This is a genomic window from Micromonospora sp. L5 (assembly GCF_000177655.2).
GTDB classification, from domain to species: Bacteria; Actinomycetota; Actinomycetes; order Mycobacteriales; family Micromonosporaceae; genus Micromonospora; species Micromonospora aurantiaca.
This window is the reverse complement of record NC_014815.1, coordinates 1,192,704-1,211,670: the sequence shown is the minus strand read 5'-3', so window position 1 is coordinate 1,211,670 and position 18,967 is coordinate 1,192,704. Positions and strand designations below refer to the sequence as shown.

Genomic DNA, 18,967 nt, shown 5'->3' with positions numbered 1-18,967 from the left:
GCGCCGGTGGAGGGTGGGATCAGCGCCGGCCGGCGGCGCGCACCAGGCGGTCGGCCAGGCCGCGGTCGCGTACCTCGACCCGGGTGGTGCCGACGAAGACGTCCATGACGCCGGCCGCGGCGTCGCGGAGGTGGACCACGATCGGCTCGTCGCGCCGGCTCGCCGTGGGGGCGTTCTGGGCGGCGGACAGGCCCGGCACGGTGAGGGCGGCGGCGCCCAGTGTCGCGCTCGCCGCGGCGGTGAGCGTCTGCCTGCGGGTCAATCGCGGCCAGGTCCGCCGTTTCGGCGCGTCGGTGGTCTCGTCAGTGCTCATCGGCAACCTTTCCGGACCGGCGCCGCAGCGCCGCAGCGGGCCGGGCGCCCGGACACCGCCGGGCCCCGGTTCGGGGTCACCGGCGGCGGTCCTCGCCGAAACCGCCGCCGGCATCCACAGGTACGGCGCGCGGCGGGGAAAGGTTCGACCTCAGGCGCGGGCGTGACCGTACGCGGTCGTCCGCTTGCGGAACGGCCGCCCCGCGGCGGTGGCGATGGCGCGCAACTGCTCCTCGGTACGGGCCGACCCGTTGCCCGAGCCGGCCATCCGGGAGATCGTCTCCTCCATCAGCGTGCCGCCCAGGTCGTTGCAGCCGCCGCGCAGCATCTCCACTGTGCCTTCGTCGCCGAGCTTCACCCAGGAGCACTGGATGTTGTCGATCCGGCCGTGCAGCAGCAGCCGGGCCATCGCGTGCACCACCCGGTTCTCCCGCCAGGTCGGGCCCGGGCGGGCGATGCCGGCCAGGTAGATCGGCGCGTTCGTGTGCACGAACGGCAGCGCCACGAACTCGGTGAACCCGCCGGTACGGTCCTGCACGCCGGCCAGCACCCGGAAGTGGGCGAGCCACTGGCCCGGGTGGTCCACGTGGCCGTACATCATCGTGGAGCTGGACCGGATGCCCAGCTCGTGCGCCGTGCTCACCACGTCGACCCAGGCGGAGGCCGGCAGTTTGCCCTTGGTGAGCACCCAGCGCACGTCGTCGTCGAGGATCTCGGCGGCGGTGCCCGGGATGGTGTCCAGCCCGGCCTCGCGGAGCTGGAGCAGCCACTCCCGCACCGGCACGCCGGCCTTCGCGGCGGCGGTGACGATCTCCATCGGGGAGAACGCGTGCACGTGCATGTCCGGCACCCGCGCCTTGATCGCGCGGACGATGTCGGCGTACCCGGTCACCGGCATCTTCGGGTCGATGCCGCCCTGGAGGCAGACCTCCGTCGCGCCTGCCGTCCACGCCTCCTCGGCCCGGTCGGCGACCTGCTCCAGCGAGAGCCGGAACGCGTCGGCGTCGCTCTCCCGCTGGGCGAACGCGCAGAACCGGCAGCCCACGTAGCAGACGTTCGTGAAATTGATGTTGCGGTTGACCACGTAGGTCACGTCGTCGCCGACCGCATCCCGGCGCGCGTCGTCGGCCAGCCGGCACAGCTCGTCGAGCGCCGGGCCGTCCGCGCCGAACAGCGCCAGCGCCTTCGCCTCGTGCGCCGGAGTCAGCAGCGCGGCCGGGTCGTCAGCGGCGAGCCGCAGGCCCGCGCGCAGGTCGGCGTCCGCGCCACCACCCACTGGTACGCCGGCGCGCGCCTCCGGCGCCACCTTGCCGGCCACCTCGGCCCAGTCGCCGTACACGCTGTCGAAGTCGCCCCGCCGGTCGTCGGTACGGCCGGTGACGTCGATGGTGACGTGCAGGTCGGTGCGACCGCCGTAAACCTCCTCCGGCTCCTGCCAGGGCCGTCCCTCCGGGCGGGCCGCCTCGACCGCGAGCCCGGTGGCCGGGTCGGCGAGCGCTGTGACGTGCGGCAGCAGGCGCGGATCGAGCCACGGCTCGCCCGCCCGGACGTACTCCGGGTAGACGGTCAGCCGCTCGCGCAGCGTGAACCCGGCACTCGCGGTACGCGCCGCCAGCTCGTCCAGGTGCGGCCAGGGCCGCTCCGGGTTGACGTGGTCGGGCGTGACCGGGGAGACGCCGCCCCAGTCGTCGATGCCGGCGCGCAGCAGCAGGTCGTACTCGCCCGCGATGAGGTTCGGCGGGGCCTGGATGCGGGCCTTCGGGCCGAGCAGCACCCGGGCCACCGCCACTGTGGCGGCCAGGTCGTGCAGCTCGGCGTCGGGCATGCCGCGCATCGCGGTGTCCGGCTTGGCGCGGAAGTTCTGCACGATCACCTCCTGGAGGTGGCCGTACTCCCGCATCGCCCGGCGGATCGCGAAGATCGCGTCGACCCGCTCGGCCCGGTTCTCGCCGATGCCGATCAGGATTCCGGTGGTGAACGGCACCCCGACCCGGCCGGCGTCGTCGAGCACCCGCAGGCGTACCGCGGGTTCCTTGTCCGGTGAGCCGAAGTGCGGGCCGCCCGGTTCGGACCAGAGCCGGGTGGCGGTGGTCTCCAGCATCATGCCCATGCTCGGCGCGACCGGCTTGAGCCGCTGCAACTCCGACCAGGTGAGCACGCCCGGATTGAGGTGGGGCAGCAGGCCGGTCTCCTCCAGCACCGCCACCGCGCAGGCGCGCAGGTAGTCCAGCGTCGAGTCGTACCCCCGCTCGTCCAGCCACCGGCGGGCCGCCGGCCACCGCTCCTCGGGCCGGTCGCCGAGCGTGAACAGCGCCTCCTTGCAGCCCTGCGCGGCGCCCTCGCGGGCGATCGCCAGCACCTCGTCGCGTTCCAGGTAGGCGGCGGGCAGCCGGTGCGGCACGGTGGCGAACGTGCAGTAGTGGCAGCGGTCCCGGCAGAGCCGGGTCAGCGGGATGAAGACCTTCTTCGAGTACGTGACCACGCCCGGCCGCCCGGCGTCGCGCAGCCCGGCGTCGCGGATGTCGCCGGCGATCCGGAGCAGGTCGTCGAGCATCGGCCCGCGAGCGGCGAGCAGCGCGCCCGCCTCGCCGGCGTCGAGCGCCCGGCCGGTGGCGGCCCGCCCCAGTGCCCGCCGGATGCTCGCCTCGGTCGGTTCGGGGTCGCTGCGATCAACCATCCGCCCAGCCTAAGCGCTGCCGGACGGCCGGACGCCCGCCCCCGGCCGCGGTCCGGGCACCGGGACGACCCGGGTGAGCTGCCGCACAGCGGCGGGCGACGGTGGCGGCCCAGGTGGCGGCGGGCGACGATCTCCGTCGCCCGCCGCGCGGGGCTCAGCGAGGCTGGTTCGGGTCCTCGCGGTCGAACCGCTGGGTGCGCTCGTCGTCGGCGGCCGGCGACGGCGCCCCCGGCTCGGCGGACTGGCGCGGGATCGCCTGCGTCGGGTCGGCCGACGGCGGCTGGCCGAACGGCGGCGCGTGGTGCGGCGAGCCGTACTGCGGCGCCTGCTGCGGTCCGGCGAACGGGACACCGGACTGCGGGTCGGCGGACGGCGGACCGGAGTGCGGAGCGTGCGGCGGGGCGGTGTTGAACGGCGGCGCCGACTGCGGCTGGCCGTACGGGCCGGGCTGCTGCGGCCAGCCGGGCGGGGGCGAGCCGGCCTGCGGGTAGCCCTGGCCGGGCTGCTGCGGGTAGCCGCCCGGACCGGGGTAGCCGCCGGGCTGACCCGGCTGCTGCGGCCAGCCGGGCTGGGCCTGGCCGTACACGCCCGGCTGCGGCTTGGGCTTCGGCACGTAGTAGAGCGTGCGCCAGATCTTGAACACCACGAACGCGGCGACCGCGAAGATCGCCAGCCACGCCGCGCGGGTCAGCAGGCCGAGGAACGCGTCCAGCACCTCGCCGTCGGCGAGCCGGCCGACCAGCCAGATCAGGAACGTCAGCGCGCCGAACACGGCGGACACGGCGTACTCGACGAGCGCCACCTGCGTGATCAGCTTGGCCTTCGGCACGACCGGGAGGATCACTGTGGCGATCAGGACGGCGAGCACCGGCAGGACCGTCGACTCCAGGCCGATGAATGTGAAATACGTGCTCCCGGCCCGGCCGGTGGACGTGCTGTAGTCGTCGATCGGCAGCAGGCGCAGCAGGCCGACGAAGAGCAGCACGGCGTTGGCGCCGAGAAGGACGAGCGCGGCCAGTTCGCGCAACGGCTTGATCAACTGGCTGGCCTGCGCGGCGTCGCCGGACGCGGGCTCGGCGGGGCTGGTCACGGACTCCCCCAGGGGACGAAAGCGGACAGTTGCCGAAGTGAGCGTAGTCTCTCCGGCCACCGGACGATCGACGGCGGCGCGTGCGGAAGGATGGACGCCATGCGCATCGTGGTACTGACCGGCGGCATCGGGGGCGCCCGTTTCCTGCTCGGCGTGCGGGCGTACGCCCGGGAGGTGGGCGCCGAGGTGACCGCAGTGGTCAACGTCGGCGACGATCTGCTGCTGCACGGGCTGAAGGTCTGCCCCGACCTGGACAGCGTGCTCTACACGCTCGGCGGCGGCGCCGACCCGGAGCGGGGCTGGGGCCGGGCGGGCGAGACCTGGACGGTGAAGAACGAGCTGGCCGCGTACGGCGCGGAGCCGAGCTGGTTCGGCCTGGGCGACAAGGACGTCGCCACCCACCTGGTGCGCACCCAGATGATCAACGCCGGCTATCCGCTGTCCCAGGTCACCGAGGCACTGGCGGCCCGCTGGCAGCCGGGCGTACGGCTGCTGCCCGCCACCGACGACCGCCTGGAGACCCATGCCGTCGTCACCGACGAGCAGGGCCGGCGGGCGATCCACTTCCAGGAGTGGTGGGTGCGGTATCGGGCCGGCGTACCCACCGACCGGTTCGTCTTCGTCGGCGCGGACGCGGCGAAGCCCGCGCCCGGCGTGGTCGAGGCGATCGCCGCCGCGGACGTGGTGCTGATCGCGCCGAGCAACCCGGTGGTGAGCATCGCCCCGGTGCTGGCGGTGCCCGGGCTGCACGACGCGGTTGCCGGCGGCCCGGCCCCGGTGATCGGGGTGTCGCCGATCATCGGCGGTGCGCCGGTACGCGGCATGGCCGACCGCTGCCTCGCCGTGCTCGGCGTGGAGTGCAGCGCGGCCGGCGTGGGCGGCCTCTACGGCGCCCGGCCGGCGGGCGGGCTGCTCGACGGCTGGCTGGTCGCGCCGGAGGACGAGGGCACTGTGGTGCCGGACGTGACCGTCCGCGCGGCGCCGCTGCGGATGACCGACGAGGCGGCGACCGCCGCGATGGTGCGCGCCGCGCTGGAGTTGATGTGAGGCTGGAGATCCTGCCGGTGCAGGGCATCGGTGACGTGACCGAGGGCGACGACCTGGCGGCGCTGATCACCGGTGCGGCGCCCTGGCTGCGCGACCACGACGTCCTGGTGGTCACCAGCAAGATCGTGTCGAAGGCGGAGGGCCGGCTGGTCGACGTGCCGGCCGACGGCCCGGAACGGCTCGCCGAGCGGGACCGGATCCTGGCCGGGGAGACCGCCCGGGTGGTGGCGACCCGGGGCGCGACCCGGATCGTGCAGACCCACCACGGGTTCGTGATGGCCTCCGCCGGCATCGACGCCTCGAACGTGGACAAGACCAGGCTGGTGCTGCTGCCCGTCGACCCGGACGCGTCCGCCCGGGCGCTGCGCGCCGCGTTGCGCGACCGGTACGGCCTCGACGTCGCAGTGATCGTCAGCGACACGATGGGACGCCCGTGGCGCAACGGGCTCACCGACGTGGCGCTCGGGGTGGCCGGCATGCCGGCGATCCGTGACCACCGGGGCGAGGTCGACCCGTACGGCAACGAGCTGTTCGTCACCCAGATGGCGGTGGTCGACGAACTCGCCGCCGCCGGTGAGCTGATCAAGGGCAAGTGCGACCAGGTGCCGGTCGCGGTGGTCCGGGGTTACCTCGCCGCGACCCGGGACGACGACGAGGGCGCCCGCACGCTCGTGCGCGACGCCTCGATGGACCTGTTCTCGCTCGGCACGGCCGAGGCGCGCGCCGCCGGTCTGCGGGCGGCGGCGACGCTCGCGGACCGGATCGGCCCCGAGCCCGCCGATCCGGCCGCGGTGCGGCGGGCGATCGACGCGGTGGCCGACGTGGTCGCGCCCGGCACCGTCTTCACCCACGTCACCGACGACGAGGTACGCGCCGGACTCGCCGCCACAGTGCCCGGCTGGCCCGCCTCGGCCACCGGCCTGCTGCTCGGCGCGGCGCCCGCCCCCGTCGACCCGGCGGACCTGGTCCGGGTCGGCGCGGACCTGCAACGCCTGCGCGCCGCGCTGGCCGCCGAGGGCGTCGACTCGACGTTGCTCCCGCCCCCGTCCGGCAGCACCGCGAGCGCCACGCTGGCGCTCTGACTCCGGCGGGCGTGCTCAGGCGTCGAGGACGGCCCGGCCCAGCGGTGTGAGCGTGTGCAGGACGGTGTTGCGGTCCCGCCGGCTGACCAGCAGTCCCGCGTTGCGCAGCACAGTGGTGTGCTGGCTGGCCGCGGCGGCGGAGATGCGCAGTCGGCGTGCCATCTCGCCGGTGGTGCAGCCCTCGTCGGCGGCCTGGAGCACCCGGGAGCGGGTACGGCCGAGCAGGGCGGCGAGCGCCTCGCCCTGCGGCGACGCGGCGGCGCCGGACGCGGGCGTCAGGCCGGCGAGCCGGTCGACCGGGTAGACCAGCACCGGGGGCAGCGTCGGGTCGACCAGCGCCACCGGGGTACGCGAGCAGAAGAACGACGGGACGAGCAGCAGCCCCCGGCCGTCCAGGTGCAGCTCCCGGGTGTCCGGGTAGTCGAGCACCTCCAGCACACCCGACACCCAGCGCATGTTCGGCCGCAGGCTGGCCAGCAGCCCTTCGGCGCCGCCGTCGAGCATGGCGCGCGCACGCCGGGCCCGGTCCGCCTCGACCGCCGCCTGCACGCGGGACCAGTAGGGCGTGACCGCCAGCGACTGGTACCGCGCCATGGCGTCGGTGAGGTGGTGCAGCGTATCCGGCTCGCCACGGGCGAGCGAGGTGGCCGACGACGGCAGCGTGGTCTCCCCGGCGAGCAGCGTCAGGTCGCGGCGCAGCATGTCCACAGAGGTGCCCCGGATCGCGTCCAGCCCGGCCTGGAAGCCCTCGCGGCTGGCGAACGGGGTGAGGAAGTCGGGGAAGTAGCCACGCGGCGGGTTGAGCGCGAGCAGCAGGCGGTACTGCTCGGCGTCGGTGTCGGTCCGCAGGCCGTGCGCCACTGTGCGCCGCCACGTGGTCATCATCGGATCCCGGCTGCGCCCCTGGAGCAGGTGCAGGCTGAGGACCAGCTCCCAGAGCGGGTCCGCGGCCGGGGCGACCCGGGTCCGCAGAACGTCCTCGCCCGAGAAAATGATCTTCAACATGGGTTGCTGCTCCCGTGCGGACGGCGGGGGTGCCCGCCACACCTCGCACTGTACCCGCCGGTACTAATCTCCATCTTTAAGCGTCAGGTGAAAAACCTCGACGCTGGGCGGGCCGGTTCGGCAAACTCTCTGTTGCCCGCCGACGCCGGGGCGCAATGTCGACCCGGACGCCGGCTGACGGGCGTGGCCGGGTGGCACCACGAGGGTCTGCGACATCAGTCGCAGGGGTGCCGCCCGGCCCTCGCTCATCCGATCCAGAGCGCCACCCGGTGGTCCTCGTCCGTGACGTAGTAGCAGCGTCCCGCCAGCTCGGCCAGCCCTTCCACGTGATGGAACGGCGCCAGCTCCGCCACCACCTCCCCGGCCACCAGGGCGCTCCCGCCCGCGTCGTGCCGGAACCGCACGTGCCGGGAGGTCACCTCACCGCCGTGCGGATGGTCGTCCAACAGCACCGAACCCTTGCCCAGCGCGTCGATCGACCCGGTCACCGCCGCGTAGCCGCCGTCGCCGGTCGGCGTGATCGCGCGGAAGCCGGCGAGCGCCCCGGGCGGCGTCACACCGGTCAGCGCGTACGCCCCGAGCGCCCGCAGGTCGCCCGAGTGCTCCGGGTCGTCGAACATCTCCGGTACGCCGGCCAGCTCGACGTAGACCGGCTCCCCCGCGGCGGTCACCGGGAAACGCAGCCCCAGCAGCGCCGTACCGGCCGGGGTGAACGCCGCCGCCTCGACGTTGACCGGCAGGTCGTCCGCGGCGAGCCGGGTCACCCAGCTCTTGGCGCGGGCGGTGCCCCGGGCCAGTGTCTCCACGATGAACCGCTCCCGGACCCGGTCACCGGGCGGCAGCAGCGTCAGCGGGGCGGCGGCGAGCGCGTCGTTCACCGCCCGGTGCAGCCGGAAGCGGTTGCGCACCACGTGCACCGGCAGCGGCCCGGCCACGGCCTCGTCCTCCCGGAACCGGGCCACGAACGCGCGCCGGGGCCGCAGCGGGCCGCCCTTGGACCCGAAGTGCGAGCCGAAGACGTACACCCACCCGTCGTGGTGGGCGAGCGCCTCGCCGTCCTCGGTGCGGCCGTTCTCGCGGCCGGCATCGGCAGGTACGTGGTGCGCCACCCAGTGGCCGTCGTCGCGTTCCAGCAGCAGCGCCAGGCACTGCTCGACCGGCCCCTCGTCCAGCACCGTCCAGAAGCCGCGGCGCGCGCCGTGCGCCCGCAGCAGCGCGGCCGACCGCACCGGCAGGAGGTCGCTCGCCTCGTTGCCGGCCACCAGGAACTCGACGAGTCGCAGGGTCACCGCGCCAGGGTACGGAGGGCGCGCTCGTAGAGTGTCCGGGTGCCCGATCTCATCCCGTACACCGAGTTGCACGCCGACGCCGTCGCGACGCTGAGCCGCTGGACGGCGACCAGCCCCGCCGCCGACGCCGCCCGGGACCGGACCCTGGCGCTGCTGGCCGACGGGCCGGTGGCGATGAGCCGGACGCACCGGGCCGGGCACGTCACGGCGAGCGCGCTGGTGCTCGACCCGGACGGCCGGGTGCTGCTCTGCCTGCACGGCAAGATCCGCAGGTGGATGCAGCTCGGCGGGCACTGCGAGCCCGGCGACCGGACGCTCGTGGCCGCCGCGCTGCGCGAGGCCACCGAGGAGTCCGGCATCACCGGCCTGACCGTCGAGCCGGAGCCGATCGACGTGGACATCCACCAGGTCGCCTGCCAGGGCGGGTCGTTCCACTACGACGTCCGGTACGCCGCCCTGGCCCCGGCGGGGGCGGTCGAGCGGGTCAGCGCGGAGTCCGAGGCGCTCGGCTGGTTCCCGCCGGACCGGCTGCCCGAGCCGCTCGCCCACGCCACGGCTCAGCTCGTGCCGCCGGCGCTCGCGGTGCTGGCCCGCCGCGCCGGCGGCTGAGCGGCTCTACCGCGCCGCCGGACGCGTCCCGGCGGCCCGGCGGATCAGACCAGGCCCTCCTCGCCGCGTTCCTTCAGCTCGTCCACGATCTTCTTCACGTCCTGCGCGCGGTCACGCGGGCAGACCAGCAGCGCGTCCGGGGTGTCCACGACGATCAGGTCGTGCACCCCGACGGTGGCCACGAGCCGCCCGGAGTGCGGCACCACCACGGTGCCGGTGGTGTCGTGCAGCAGCACGCCCGGCTTCGCGTCACCGCCCAGCACCACGTTGCCGGCGCCGTCGGCGGGCAGCACCTCGCCGAGCGTGTGGAAGTCGCCCACGTCGTTCCAGCCGAAGTCGCCGGGCACCGTACCCACCCGGCCCGCAGTCGCCGCACCCTCCATCACCGCGTAGTCGACCGAGATCCGGGGCAGCGTCGGCCAGATCCGGCCGAGCACGTCGTCCTGCTCCGGGGTGCCCCAGGCCGCCGCGATGGCGGTGATCCCGGCGTGCAGCTCCGGCTGCTGGCGAGCCAGCTCGGACAGGAAGACGTCCACCCGCCAGACGAACATGCTGGCGTTCCAGAGGTGCCGCCCGGAGCGGACGTACACCTCGGCCACCTCGGCGGCCGGCTTCTCCTTGAACTCGCGTACCGGGCGCAGCGGGCCGTCCCCCGCCGGCTCGCCGGTCTCCAGGTAGCCGTAGCCGGTCTCCGGGCGCGTCGGGGTGATGCCCACAGTCATCAGCAGCCCCTGCTCCGCGCCCCGGATCGCCTGCCGCACGACCTCGGCCAGCCGGGCCGGGTCGCCGATCAGGTGGTCGGCGGCGAACGAGCCCATCACCGCGTCCGGGGTCCGGGCGGCGATCACCGCGGCGGCCAGCGCGATCGCCGCGCAGGAGTCGCGCGGTGACGGCTCGACCAGGATGTTCTCCTCCGGCAGGCCAGCCAGTTGCCGAGCCACCGCCGCGGCGTGCGCGGCCCCGGTGACCACGAGCGTGCGCTCCGGAGTGGTCAACGGCGACAACCGGTCGACAGTGGCCTGCAACAGCGAGGCGGGGGTGCCGGTCAGCGGGTGGAGGAATTTGGGATGGCCGGCACGGGACAACGGCCACAACCTCGTGCCGCTGCCGCCCGCCGGGATGACGGCGTAGAACATCAGCACATCATGCCCGAAGCGGGCGAGCCGTCACGGTCGGTCGCCCGGGACCGGCAGCCGACGCTCAGGACCGGGCCCGTCGCCATGCCGCGATGTGGACCTCCGCGCTGGACTCCCAGGTGAACTCCTTGGCCCTGTCGAAACCGGCCTTGGCCAGCGACAGCCGCCGCTGCTCGTCGTCCAGGAGGGCACCGAGGTCGGTGGCGATCTGGTCCGGGTCCTCGCTGGTGTAGGCCACCGCGTCGCCGCCCACCTCGGGCAGGGACAGGCGCGGCGTGGTGAGCACCGGGGCGGCGCACGCCATCGCCTCCAGGATCGGCAGGCCGAAGCCCTCGCCGTACGAGGGGTACGCCGCCACCAGCGCGCCGCCGAGGAAGCCGGGCAGGTCGGCGTAGCGCAGGTAACCCGGGCGCAGCAGCCGCAGGTGCGACGGGACCTCGGCCACCGCACGGTCGATGTCGTCGTCGTGGCCCTGGCCGCCGGCCACCACCAGCGCGGGCGGGTTCGGCCGGTCGGCCACCGCCCGGGCCCAGCCGCGGATCAGGTTGGGTACGTTCTTGCGCGGCTCCTTGGCCCCGAGGAACGCGATGTAGCTGCTGTCGCCGAGCCCCAGGCGGGCCCGGACGCGTGCCTTCTCCTCGTCACCCGGCGCGTGGAACGCGTCCTGGTCGACACCGTGGTAGGCGACGTCGATCCGGGTCGGGTCGGCGTCCAGCAGCCGGATCAGCTCGTCGCGGGTGGCCTTGCTCGGCACGATCACCCGGTTCGCCCGGCGCAGCGAGGTCTTGATCGCGCTGCGGAAGAAGGTCCGGCGCGACTTGTCGTAGTGCTCCGGCTCGGTGAAGAACGTCGCGTCGTGCACGGTGACAGTCACCGGGCAGCCGGCCCGCAGCGGGCAGGTGTAGAACGGCGAGTGCAGCACCTCGGCGCCGACCTGCTGGGCCAGCAGCGGCAGGCCGGTCTGCTCCCAGGCCAGCCGGGCCGGCCGGTGCGCCACCGCCGCCGGGGCGGGGATCACCTCCGCGCCGGGCAGCATCCGGGTGTAGCGCTCCAGGTCGGTGCGGAGGCTGACCACGGCCAGGTCGACGCCGGTGCCGCAGACCCGGCCCAGCGCGCCGAGCAGTCCGTCGACGTATCTACCGACGCCGCCACGGTCGGCGGGGACACTCGTGGCGTCGATGAGAACGCGGGGCGGGCGACCGGCGGTCACGGGGCGACTCCTCAGGTGGCGCAGTTGTGGGGAATAACACTCTCGGCAAGCCTACGCCGGGCCGGGCGCGAGGCGCTGACCGCGACCCGACGGTACGCCGACTTGTCGCTGTCATCGAGTACGCACGCGGGGCGCGTATCGTTCGCGCCGATGGCCGACAACATTGCCCGGGTGTTCGCCGACGCGATCGCGACCGACCCCACCCGACCGCTGCTGACCTGGTACGACGACGCCTCCGGCGAACGCACCGAACTCTCCGGGGCGACGCTCGCGAACTGGGTGGCGAAGACCGCGAACCTGCTCACCGACGAGGTCGGCGCCGCGCCCGGCGACGCGGCCGGGGTGCTGCTGCCGCCGCACTGGCAGACCGCCGCGGTGCTGCTCGGCTGCTGGTCGGCGAAGCTCACAGTGACCGGCACGCCGGGCCCGGTGGAGGCACTGTTCGTGGCCGTCGGCCGGGTGGACGAGGCGGCCGGGTGGCCGGCCGGCGAGCGGTACGCGCTGGCGCTCGACCCGTTCGCGCTGCCGATGCGGCAGGTGCCGGCCGGCTGCACCGACTTCGTCTCCGCGGTACGCGGACACGGCGACCACTTCACGCCGAACTCGGCCGGTGGCGAGGCGGACGCGGCGCTGCTGGCCCGCGCACAGGCTCGCGCCACCGAGCTGGGCCTGGCTCAGGGCGATCGCCTCCTGGTCGACGTGACCACCCACCCCGACCCGGTCGACTGGCTGCTCACCCCGCTGACCGCAGGCGCCAGCGTGGTCGCGTGCGCCCACCCCGACCCGGCCCGCCTGCCTTCCCGCGCCGAAACCGAGAAGACCACCCACACCCTGGCCTGACGCCCGCCCCTTCCCCTCCCCCGCGTTGATCTTGCGGTTTCGGCCCTCGGGACGGGTGATTCGCCCCCTTCGCCGGGGCGGAAAGTGCAAGATCAACGGGCGGGGCGGCGGGGCGGAGAGTGCGAGATCAGCGAGGCGGGGCAGGGCTGTCGGCGGTGGCCCGGCGCTGGGCCAGGGCGGCGAACGCCGTCAGGGACTCCGGGTTGGCCAGGGCGCCCTTGGCCGCCGCGCTGTCGATCGGGGTGCCCGTCAGGATCTTCTTGACCGGTACCTCCAGCTTCTTCGCGCTCAGCGTGCGGGGCACGGCCCGGACCTGGTGGATCTCGTCCGGCACGTGCCGCGGCGACAGCGCGGTACGCAGCTCCCGGCAGATCTTGCGCCGCATCTCGTCGTCGAGTTCCAGGCCCTCGGCGAGCACCACGAACAGCAGCAGCTCGCCCGCGCCGCCCTCGTCGTCCTCCAGGTGCACGACGACCGAGTCGACCACCTCGTCCAGCCCCTCGACCACCGAGTAGAACTCGGCGGTGCCGAGGCGTACGCCGCCCCGGTTGAGCGTGGCGTCGGACCGGCCGGTGATCACGCACCCGCCGCGCTCGTTCACCGTGATCCAGTCGCCGTGCCGCCACACCCCGGGATAGACCTCGAAGTACGCCTCCCGGTAGCGGGCGCCGTCCGGGTCGTTCCAGAACCCGACCGGCATGCTCGGCATCGGCTCGGTGATCACCAGCTCGCCGAGCTGCCCGATCACAGCGCTGCCGTCGGCGGAGCGGGCCTCCACCTTCGCGCCGAGCGCCCGGCAGGCGATCTCCCCGGCGTACACCGGCAGCAGCGGCACGCCGCCGACGAACCCGGTGCACACGTCCGTGCCGCCGGACAGCGACTGGAGCTGGAGGCGGTCGCTCACGTTCTCGTACACCCAGGTGAAGCCCTCGGCCGGCAGCGGCGCGCCGGTCGAGCCGAGGCCGCGCACCGCGGACATGTCGGCGACCTCGCGCGGCACCAGCCCGGCCTTGCGGCAGGCCAGCAGGAACGGCGCGGACGTGCCGAAGTACGTGGTGCCGGTGTCGGCGGCCAGCCGCCACAGCGCGCCCAGGTCGGGGTGGCCCGGGTTGCCGTCGAACAGCACGATCGCTGCGCCCACCGCCGGGCCGGAGACCAGGAAGTTCCACATCATCCAGCCGGTCGTGGTGAACCACAGGAACCGGTCGGACGGGCCCAGGTCGTGGTGCAGCGCCAGCATCTTGAGGTGTTCCAGCAGGATGCCGCCGTGGCCGTGCACGATCGGCTTGGGCAGGCCGGTGGTGCCGGAGGAGTACAGCACGTAGAGCGGGTGGTCGAAGGCGACAGGGGTGAACGTCAACGGCTCGTCCGTCGCCGCCGCCAGCTCCGCCCACGGCAGCGCGCCGTCGGGGGCCGGGCCGTCCGGATCGAGGTACGCGATGGCGACCGTGTGCCGCAGCGACGGCAGCGCGGCCCGGATCGCGGCCACCTCGGCGCGCCTGTCGACCGGCTTGTCGCCGTACCGGTAGCCGTCCACGGCGACCAGCACCGTGGGCTCGATCTGCTGCCAGCGGTCGGTGACGCTGCGGGTGCCGAACTCGGGCGCGCAGGAGGAGAAGACCGCGCCCAGGCTGGCGGTGGCGAGCAGCAGGACGTACGTCTCCGGGATGTTCGGCGCGTACGCGGCCACCCGGTCGCCCGGACCGACACCGAGGCGGCGCAGCCCGGCGGCCACCCGGCGGACCCGCTCGCGCAGCTCGGCCGCGGTGAGCGTCTCCGGCGCGCGGGTCTGACCGTGCGCGATAACCGCCGGGTCGTCGTCGCCCAGCCCCGGCATGCGCAGCACGTTCTCGGCGTAGTTGAGCGTCGCGCCGGGGAACCAGCGGGTGCCCGGCATGGCCCGGCCGGTGAGGGTGGCGGTCGGCGGGGTGTGCGCGACCACGTCGAAGTAGTCCCAGATCGAGCGCCAGAACGCGTCCAGGTCGGTCACCGACCACTGCCACAGCGCGTCGTAGTCGGCGAACTCCAGCCCGCGGTGCTCGGCCAGCCAGCGCAGGTAGTCACCGATCCGGGACCGCTCCCGCACGTCCGCCGGCGGCGTCCACAGCACGTCAGCCACTGTTCCACCCTCCCCTGGGCCCGCCACGACGGTGTGCCGGGGCCGTGGCGCCATCTTGCCCTACCTCGTGCCGCCATTGTCCGCGCCGGGTACGCCGTACGGGGCGTGCCCCGCCCACACCCCGAACCCCCACCCCATGTGGCCCGGGTGTAAGGAAGGGCCCCCTATTAACGCCTCGTGCAGAGGAAGGGCCCCTTGTTAACACCTCGCCCTCCGCGGGTGTCCGCCGCCGGTGGAGGCGGCGCGGGTAGGCCGGGGAGTGTTAACAGGGGTCCCCTCCTCTACCGCAGGCGTTAACAAGGGGCCCTTCCTTACACCTCAGCCGGCGCGGTGGGCCTGGATCGCGCGACGCCGGGCGAGCCGGTGCGCGCGCCGGATCTCGGCCTCCCGGAAGCGGCGCTCGTCCTCCGGCGTCTCGGGCAGCACCGGGCGGACCGGCCGGGGCGTGCCACCCACGTCGACGCCCACGAACACCAGGTACGCGGTGGCGACCCGGACCGGTTCCTCCTCGGCCGAGTCCCAGCGTTCGGCGACCACCTTCACCCCGACCTCCATCGAGGTCTGTCCGGTCCAGTTGATCTGCGCGTGCGCGTGCACGAGATCGCCCACCCGGACCGGCTCGGAGAAGACGATCTCGTCGATGGACGCAGTCACCGCGGTGCCGCCGCTGTGCCGCGCCGCCGCCGCGCCGGCGACGTCGTCCACGAATTTCATCAGTACCCCACCGTGCACGGTCCCGTACAGATTGACATCGACCGCGGTCATGATGCGACTGAGCGTGACGCGGGAGTACGACGTGGGCTTACCCGGCGGGACCGCGGGATGATCTGTCATGCCGAAAACGGTACGGTGCGCGGATGCGACATCTCTGGAGCTTCCTCGCCGGGTTGGCGGTGGCGCCCGTCACCTGGGTGCTCGTCACGCTCGGTCAGGACGGATCTGAGCGGACCGTCGACCGCTGGGTGGAGATCGGGACGTACAGCACGCCGAACCTGATCGAGCCGGCCGTCTATCTGGGCGTCGCCGGCATCCTGCTCGGCCTGCTCGGCACGTTGCGCTTCTCGCCGTTCGGCCCGCTGGTGGCCGGCCTGCTGCTCGCGGTCCCGTACCTCGGGCTGTTCGTCACGCCGTTCAGCGTGCGGGACCGGGTGCCGGACGACCTGAAGCTGCTCGGTGACCCGCTGCCGCTGCGCGACCCGCTGGACAACGGCACGCTGTTCCTCATCGGCGTGCTGCTGCTGATGGCCGTGTTCAGCACGAGCCGCTGGCGGCGTCCCGTCACATCCGCGACGGCCGAGGCGGAGCTGACCCCGGCCGTCACACCGGTCGAGCACAAGCCGGCGCTCACCGACTGGCCCCCGGCGCCGGCGAAGGACCCCGACACGCCGCCGCTCACGCTCGCGTACCCCGAGTCCCCCACCGAACCCCTGCCCCGCCGCACCGGCGGCGAGTCGCCGTGGTCCGCGCCCCCGCGCGGCGCCGGCCGGCCGGAGGGCACCGAGAGCCGTTGAACGAGCGCGGGCGGGCCGGTACGTACCGGCCCGCCCGCCCGAACGCCTGCAGTCAGCCCTTGAGCAGCTGACGCGCCATCACGATGCGCTGCACCTGGTTGGTGCCCTCGTAGATCTGGGTGATCTTGGCGTCCCGCATCATCCGCTCGACCGGGTAGTCGCGGGTGTAGCCGTAGCCGCCGAGCAGCTGGACCGCGTCGGTGGTGATCTCCATGGCGGCGTCGGACGCGAAGCACTTCGCGGCCGCACCGAAGTAGGTCAGGTCCGCGTCGCCGCGCTCGGACCTGCCGGCGGCGGCGTACGTGAGCTGCCGCGCCGCCTCCAGCTTCATGCCCATGTCGGCGAGCATGAACTGGATGCCCTGGAAGTCGGCGACCGGCTTGCCGAACTGCTTGCGCTCCTGGACGTAGCCCTTGGCGTAGTCCAGCGCGCCCTGAGCGATACCGACGGCCTGGGCGGCGATGGTGACCCGGGTGTGGTCCAGCGTCTTCATCGCGGTGGCGAAGCCGGTGCCCTCGGCGCCGATCATGCGGTCGGCCGGGATCCGGACGTTGTCGAAGTAGACCTCACGGGTGGGTGAGCCCTTGATGCCGAGCTTCTTCTCCGGGGCGCCGAAGCTGACGCCCGGGTCGGACTTCTCCACCACGAACGCGGAGATGCCCTTCGAGCGCGCTGTGGGATCGGTCACGGCGAACACGGTGTAGTACTCGGAAACGCCCGCGTTGGTGATCCACCGCTTCACGCCGTTGAGCACCCAGTGGTCTCCGTCACGTACCGCCTTGGTGGTCATCGCGGCGGCGTCGCTGCCCGCCTCCGGCTCGGAGAGGCAGTAGGAGAACATGCCCTCCCCGGCCGCGACCGGGGTGAGGTACTTGCGCTTGAGTTCCTCGGAGCCGGCCAGCAGCAGCGGCATGGTGCCCAGCTTGTTCACCGCCGGGATCAGCGAGGACGACGCGCAGGCCCGGGCCACCTCCTCGATCACGATGGCCGTGGCCAGCGCATCCGCGCCGGCGCCGCCGTACTCGACCGGGATGTGCGGGGCGTGGAAGTCGGCCGCCCGCAGGGCCTCGTAGGACGCCTTGGGGAACTCACCTGTCTCATCCGCCTCGGCGGCGTGCGGAGCCACCTTGGCCGCACAGACCTCACGGACCGCCTCCCGGATCGCCTCGTGTTCCTCCGGCAACCGGTAGACGTCGAACGACTGCTCTGCGGCCATGTCGGCCCTCCCCTTTCACCGCTATCATGCGCAGTCTGTGCCGCCCGGGGGCCGACGACTGCCGCAAACTGAAGGATAGCCACCGGCCCCGGCCGAACCTTACCGGCGGGTAGGCTCGCGCCCGAGCCTCGCCCGCCCAACCCCATTACCCTCACAGCAGACATCCAGTTCCCTCGGTGCCCGGCCTCGGCGCCCCAGCAGAATGCGACGCGTGGAAGCGCCGCCAGTGCGAGCGGAGAAGACAGGCGTGACGATTCCGTACCCGAACACCCAGCCGATGCCCGCCATCGCCGCGGTGACCCCGCCGTCCGGCGCCGCCCGCCCGCGGGTGACCTTCCTCGGCACCGGCTACCTCGGTGCGACCTACGCCATCTGCTACGCGGAGCTGGGCTACGAGGTGCTCGGCTTCGACGTCGACGCGGACAAGATCGCCAAGCTGAACGCGGGCGAGGTGCCGATCCACGAGCCCGGCCTCGACGAGCTGCTGCGGCGCAACCTGGCCGCCGGCCGGCTGCGGTTCAGCACCGACATCCAGGAGACCGCCGACTTCGGAGACGTCCACTTCATCTGCGTCGGCACCCCGCAGCGGGCCGACGGCATGGGCGCCGACCTGTCGTACGTCGAGGCGTCCGTGACCAGCCTCGCCCAGCACCTGACCCGCAAGGCGCTGATCGTCGGCAAGTCCACCGTGCCGGTGGGCACCGCCGAGTGGGTGGAGCAGCTCGTCGGCAAGCACACCCCGGCCGACCTCGGCGTCGAGGTGGCGTGGAGCCCCGAGTTCCTCCAGGAGGGCTTCGCCGTCGACGACGTGCTGCGTCCGAACCGGATCGTGGTCGGCGTCAAGAGCGAGTGGGCCAACGGCATGCTCTTCGCCGCCCACAAAGGCGTCTTCGACCTTGCCGCCACCGAGGACCGCGAGGTGCCGCTGGTGGTCACCGACTTCGCCACCGCCGAGCTGGTCAAGGTCGCCGCGAACGCGTTCCTCGCCACCAAGATCTCCTTCATCAACGCGATGGCCGAGGTCTGCGAGGCGGCCGGCGGCGACGTCACCCAGCTCGCCCGCTCGATCGGCTACGACCCGCGCATCGGCAACCGCTTCCTCCAGGCCGGGCTCGGCTTCGGCGGCGCCTGCCTGCCCAAGGACATCCGCGCCTTCCAGGCCCGCGCGCAGGAGCTGGGCGCCGGTGAGGCGCTGCGCTTCCTGCACGAGGTCGACCTGATCAACCAGCGCCGCCGCAGCCGCGTGGTGCAACTCGCCGCCGAACTGCTCGGCCGCCGCTCCGGGCCGGCCGGCCCGGACCTGTCCGGCACGCGGGTCGCGGTGCTCGGCGCCACGTTCAAACCCAACACCGACGACGTACGCGACGCGCCGGCGCTCGCGGTCGCCTCGCTGCTCGGCAAAGCCGGCGCCGACGTGCACGTGTTCGACCCGCAGGGGGTCGAGAACGCACGCCGGGCGGTGCCCGAGCTGACGTACGAGGAGACGATGAACGACGCCGTCCGCGGCGCCGACCTGGTCTGCGTGCTCACCGAGTGGGCCGAGTTCCGCAACGCCGACCCGGTGGCCCTGGGCGAGCTGGCGAACGGCCGCAAGGTGGTCGACGGGCGCAACTGCCTCGACTCCACACTGTGGACGCAGGCCGGCTGGGAGTACCGCGGCATGGGTCGCCCCTGATCCGCTGAGCGCGCGGACCGGCCGCCGGGGAACGTCTCCCGGCGGCCGGTCCGTTTTTGTTGTCCCGAACGCGGCGGCAACTGTCGAAATCCCGGCCCACTCAAGGCATGCTGCCTCTGGGAGGTCCACAGTGCGGGGGCACGGGCGGA

General features: G+C 73.6%; 16 protein-coding genes. 6 read left to right on the top strand and 10 right to left on the bottom strand.

Features of this window, described 5'->3' with window-relative positions; all coding sequences use genetic code 11:
- Nucleotides 1-19: 19 nt before the first annotated feature.
- The 3 genes from ML5_RS06045 to ML5_RS06035 form a co-directional block, all read right to left on the bottom strand.
- A complete protein-coding gene (locus ML5_RS06045) occupies nt 20-313 on the bottom strand; it encodes a hypothetical protein (protein ID WP_013284158.1) in 294 nt (97 codons plus the stop codon).
- 150 nt (nt 314-463) lie between these two features.
- Nucleotides 464-2,989, bottom strand: a complete 2,526-nt coding sequence (locus ML5_RS06040; protein ID WP_013474082.1) for a bifunctional FO biosynthesis protein CofGH — start codon at nt 2,987-2,989, stop codon at nt 464-466.
- A gap of 154 nt (nt 2,990-3,143) precedes the next feature.
- Nucleotides 3,144-4,079 (bottom strand): hypothetical protein, encoded by a 936-nt coding sequence (locus tag ML5_RS06035; protein ID WP_013284156.1) that lies wholly within the window; start codon nt 4,077-4,079, stop codon nt 3,144-3,146.
- 99 nt (nt 4,080-4,178) lie between these two features.
- Here ML5_RS06035 and cofD point away from each other — a divergent pair, with 99 nt between their 5' ends.
- Nucleotides 4,179-5,126: a 2-phospho-L-lactate transferase gene (gene cofD, locus ML5_RS06030; protein ID WP_013474081.1), complete on the top strand. Its 948-nt coding sequence runs from the start codon at nt 4,179-4,181 to the stop codon at nt 5,124-5,126.
- On the top strand, nt 5,123-6,208 hold the full coding sequence (locus tag ML5_RS06025) for a coenzyme F420-0:L-glutamate ligase (RefSeq protein WP_013474080.1): 1,086 nt from the start codon (nt 5,123-5,125) through the stop codon (nt 6,206-6,208). The genes cofD and ML5_RS06025 overlap by 4 nt, the downstream gene beginning before the upstream one ends.
- A gap of 15 nt (nt 6,209-6,223) precedes the next feature.
- Here ML5_RS06025 and ML5_RS06020 read toward each other — a convergent pair whose 3' ends face one another.
- Together ML5_RS06020 and ML5_RS06015 are read right to left on the bottom strand one after the other, a co-directional pair.
- Complete coding sequence (locus ML5_RS06020; RefSeq protein ID WP_013284153.1) at nt 6,224-7,213, bottom strand: helix-turn-helix transcriptional regulator; 990 nt, start codon at nt 7,211-7,213, stop codon at nt 6,224-6,226.
- 245 nt (nt 7,214-7,458) lie between these two features.
- The gene (locus ML5_RS06015; RefSeq protein WP_013474079.1) at nt 7,459-8,502 is read right to left on the bottom strand and encodes a hypothetical protein; all 1,044 of its coding nucleotides are present in this window, start codon (nt 8,500-8,502) and stop codon (nt 7,459-7,461) included.
- Between the two features lie 39 nt (nt 8,503-8,541).
- On the opposite strand from ML5_RS06015, the gene ML5_RS06010 reads away from it, so the two are divergent.
- A complete protein-coding gene (locus ML5_RS06010; protein ID WP_013284151.1) occupies nt 8,542-9,111 on the top strand; it encodes an NUDIX hydrolase in 570 nt (189 codons plus the stop codon).
- 44 nt (nt 9,112-9,155) lie between these two features.
- Here the strand turns inward: ML5_RS06010 and ML5_RS06005 are convergent, their stop codons facing one another.
- Nucleotides 9,156-10,247, bottom strand: coding sequence for a mannose-1-phosphate guanylyltransferase (locus tag ML5_RS06005; protein ID WP_013284150.1), 1,092 nt, complete (start codon nt 10,245-10,247; stop codon nt 9,156-9,158).
- Between the two features lie 64 nt (nt 10,248-10,311).
- Nucleotides 10,312-11,457 (bottom strand): glycosyltransferase family 1 protein, encoded by a 1,146-nt coding sequence (locus tag ML5_RS06000; RefSeq protein WP_013284149.1) that lies wholly within the window; start codon nt 11,455-11,457, stop codon nt 10,312-10,314.
- Nucleotides 11,458-11,607: 150 nt separating this feature from the next.
- On the opposite strand from ML5_RS06000, the gene ML5_RS05995 reads away from it, so the two are divergent.
- The gene (locus ML5_RS05995; RefSeq protein WP_013474078.1) at nt 11,608-12,297 is read left to right on the top strand and encodes a TIGR03089 family protein; all 690 of its coding nucleotides are present in this window, start codon (nt 11,608-11,610) and stop codon (nt 12,295-12,297) included.
- A gap of 127 nt (nt 12,298-12,424) precedes the next feature.
- On the opposite strand, the gene ML5_RS05990 is transcribed toward ML5_RS05995, so the two are convergent.
- Together ML5_RS05990 and ML5_RS05985 are read right to left on the bottom strand one after the other, a co-directional pair.
- The gene (locus tag ML5_RS05990) at nt 12,425-14,416 is read right to left on the bottom strand and encodes an acetoacetate--CoA ligase (RefSeq protein ID WP_013474077.1); all 1,992 of its coding nucleotides are present in this window, start codon (nt 14,414-14,416) and stop codon (nt 12,425-12,427) included.
- Nucleotides 14,417-14,734: 318 nt separating this feature from the next.
- Nucleotides 14,735-15,250 (bottom strand): acyl-CoA thioesterase, encoded by a 516-nt coding sequence (locus tag ML5_RS05985; protein ID WP_013284146.1) that lies wholly within the window; start codon nt 15,248-15,250, stop codon nt 14,735-14,737.
- A gap of 23 nt (nt 15,251-15,273) precedes the next feature.
- On the opposite strand from ML5_RS05985, the gene ML5_RS05980 reads away from it, so the two are divergent.
- Nucleotides 15,274-15,927, top strand: a complete 654-nt coding sequence (locus tag ML5_RS05980; protein WP_013474076.1) for a hypothetical protein — start codon at nt 15,274-15,276, stop codon at nt 15,925-15,927.
- Between the two features lie 52 nt (nt 15,928-15,979).
- Here the strand turns inward: ML5_RS05980 and ML5_RS05975 are convergent, their stop codons facing one another.
- Nucleotides 15,980-17,143: an acyl-CoA dehydrogenase family protein gene (locus ML5_RS05975; protein ID WP_013284144.1), complete on the bottom strand. Its 1,164-nt coding sequence runs from the start codon at nt 17,141-17,143 to the stop codon at nt 15,980-15,982.
- 247 nt (nt 17,144-17,390) lie between these two features.
- Between ML5_RS05975 and ML5_RS05970 the strand changes: the two genes are divergently transcribed.
- Entirely contained in the window at nt 17,391-18,818 is a 1,428-nt protein-coding gene (locus tag ML5_RS05970) for a UDP-glucose/GDP-mannose dehydrogenase family protein (RefSeq protein WP_013284143.1), read from the top strand.
- Nucleotides 18,819-18,967 lie beyond the last annotated feature (149 nt).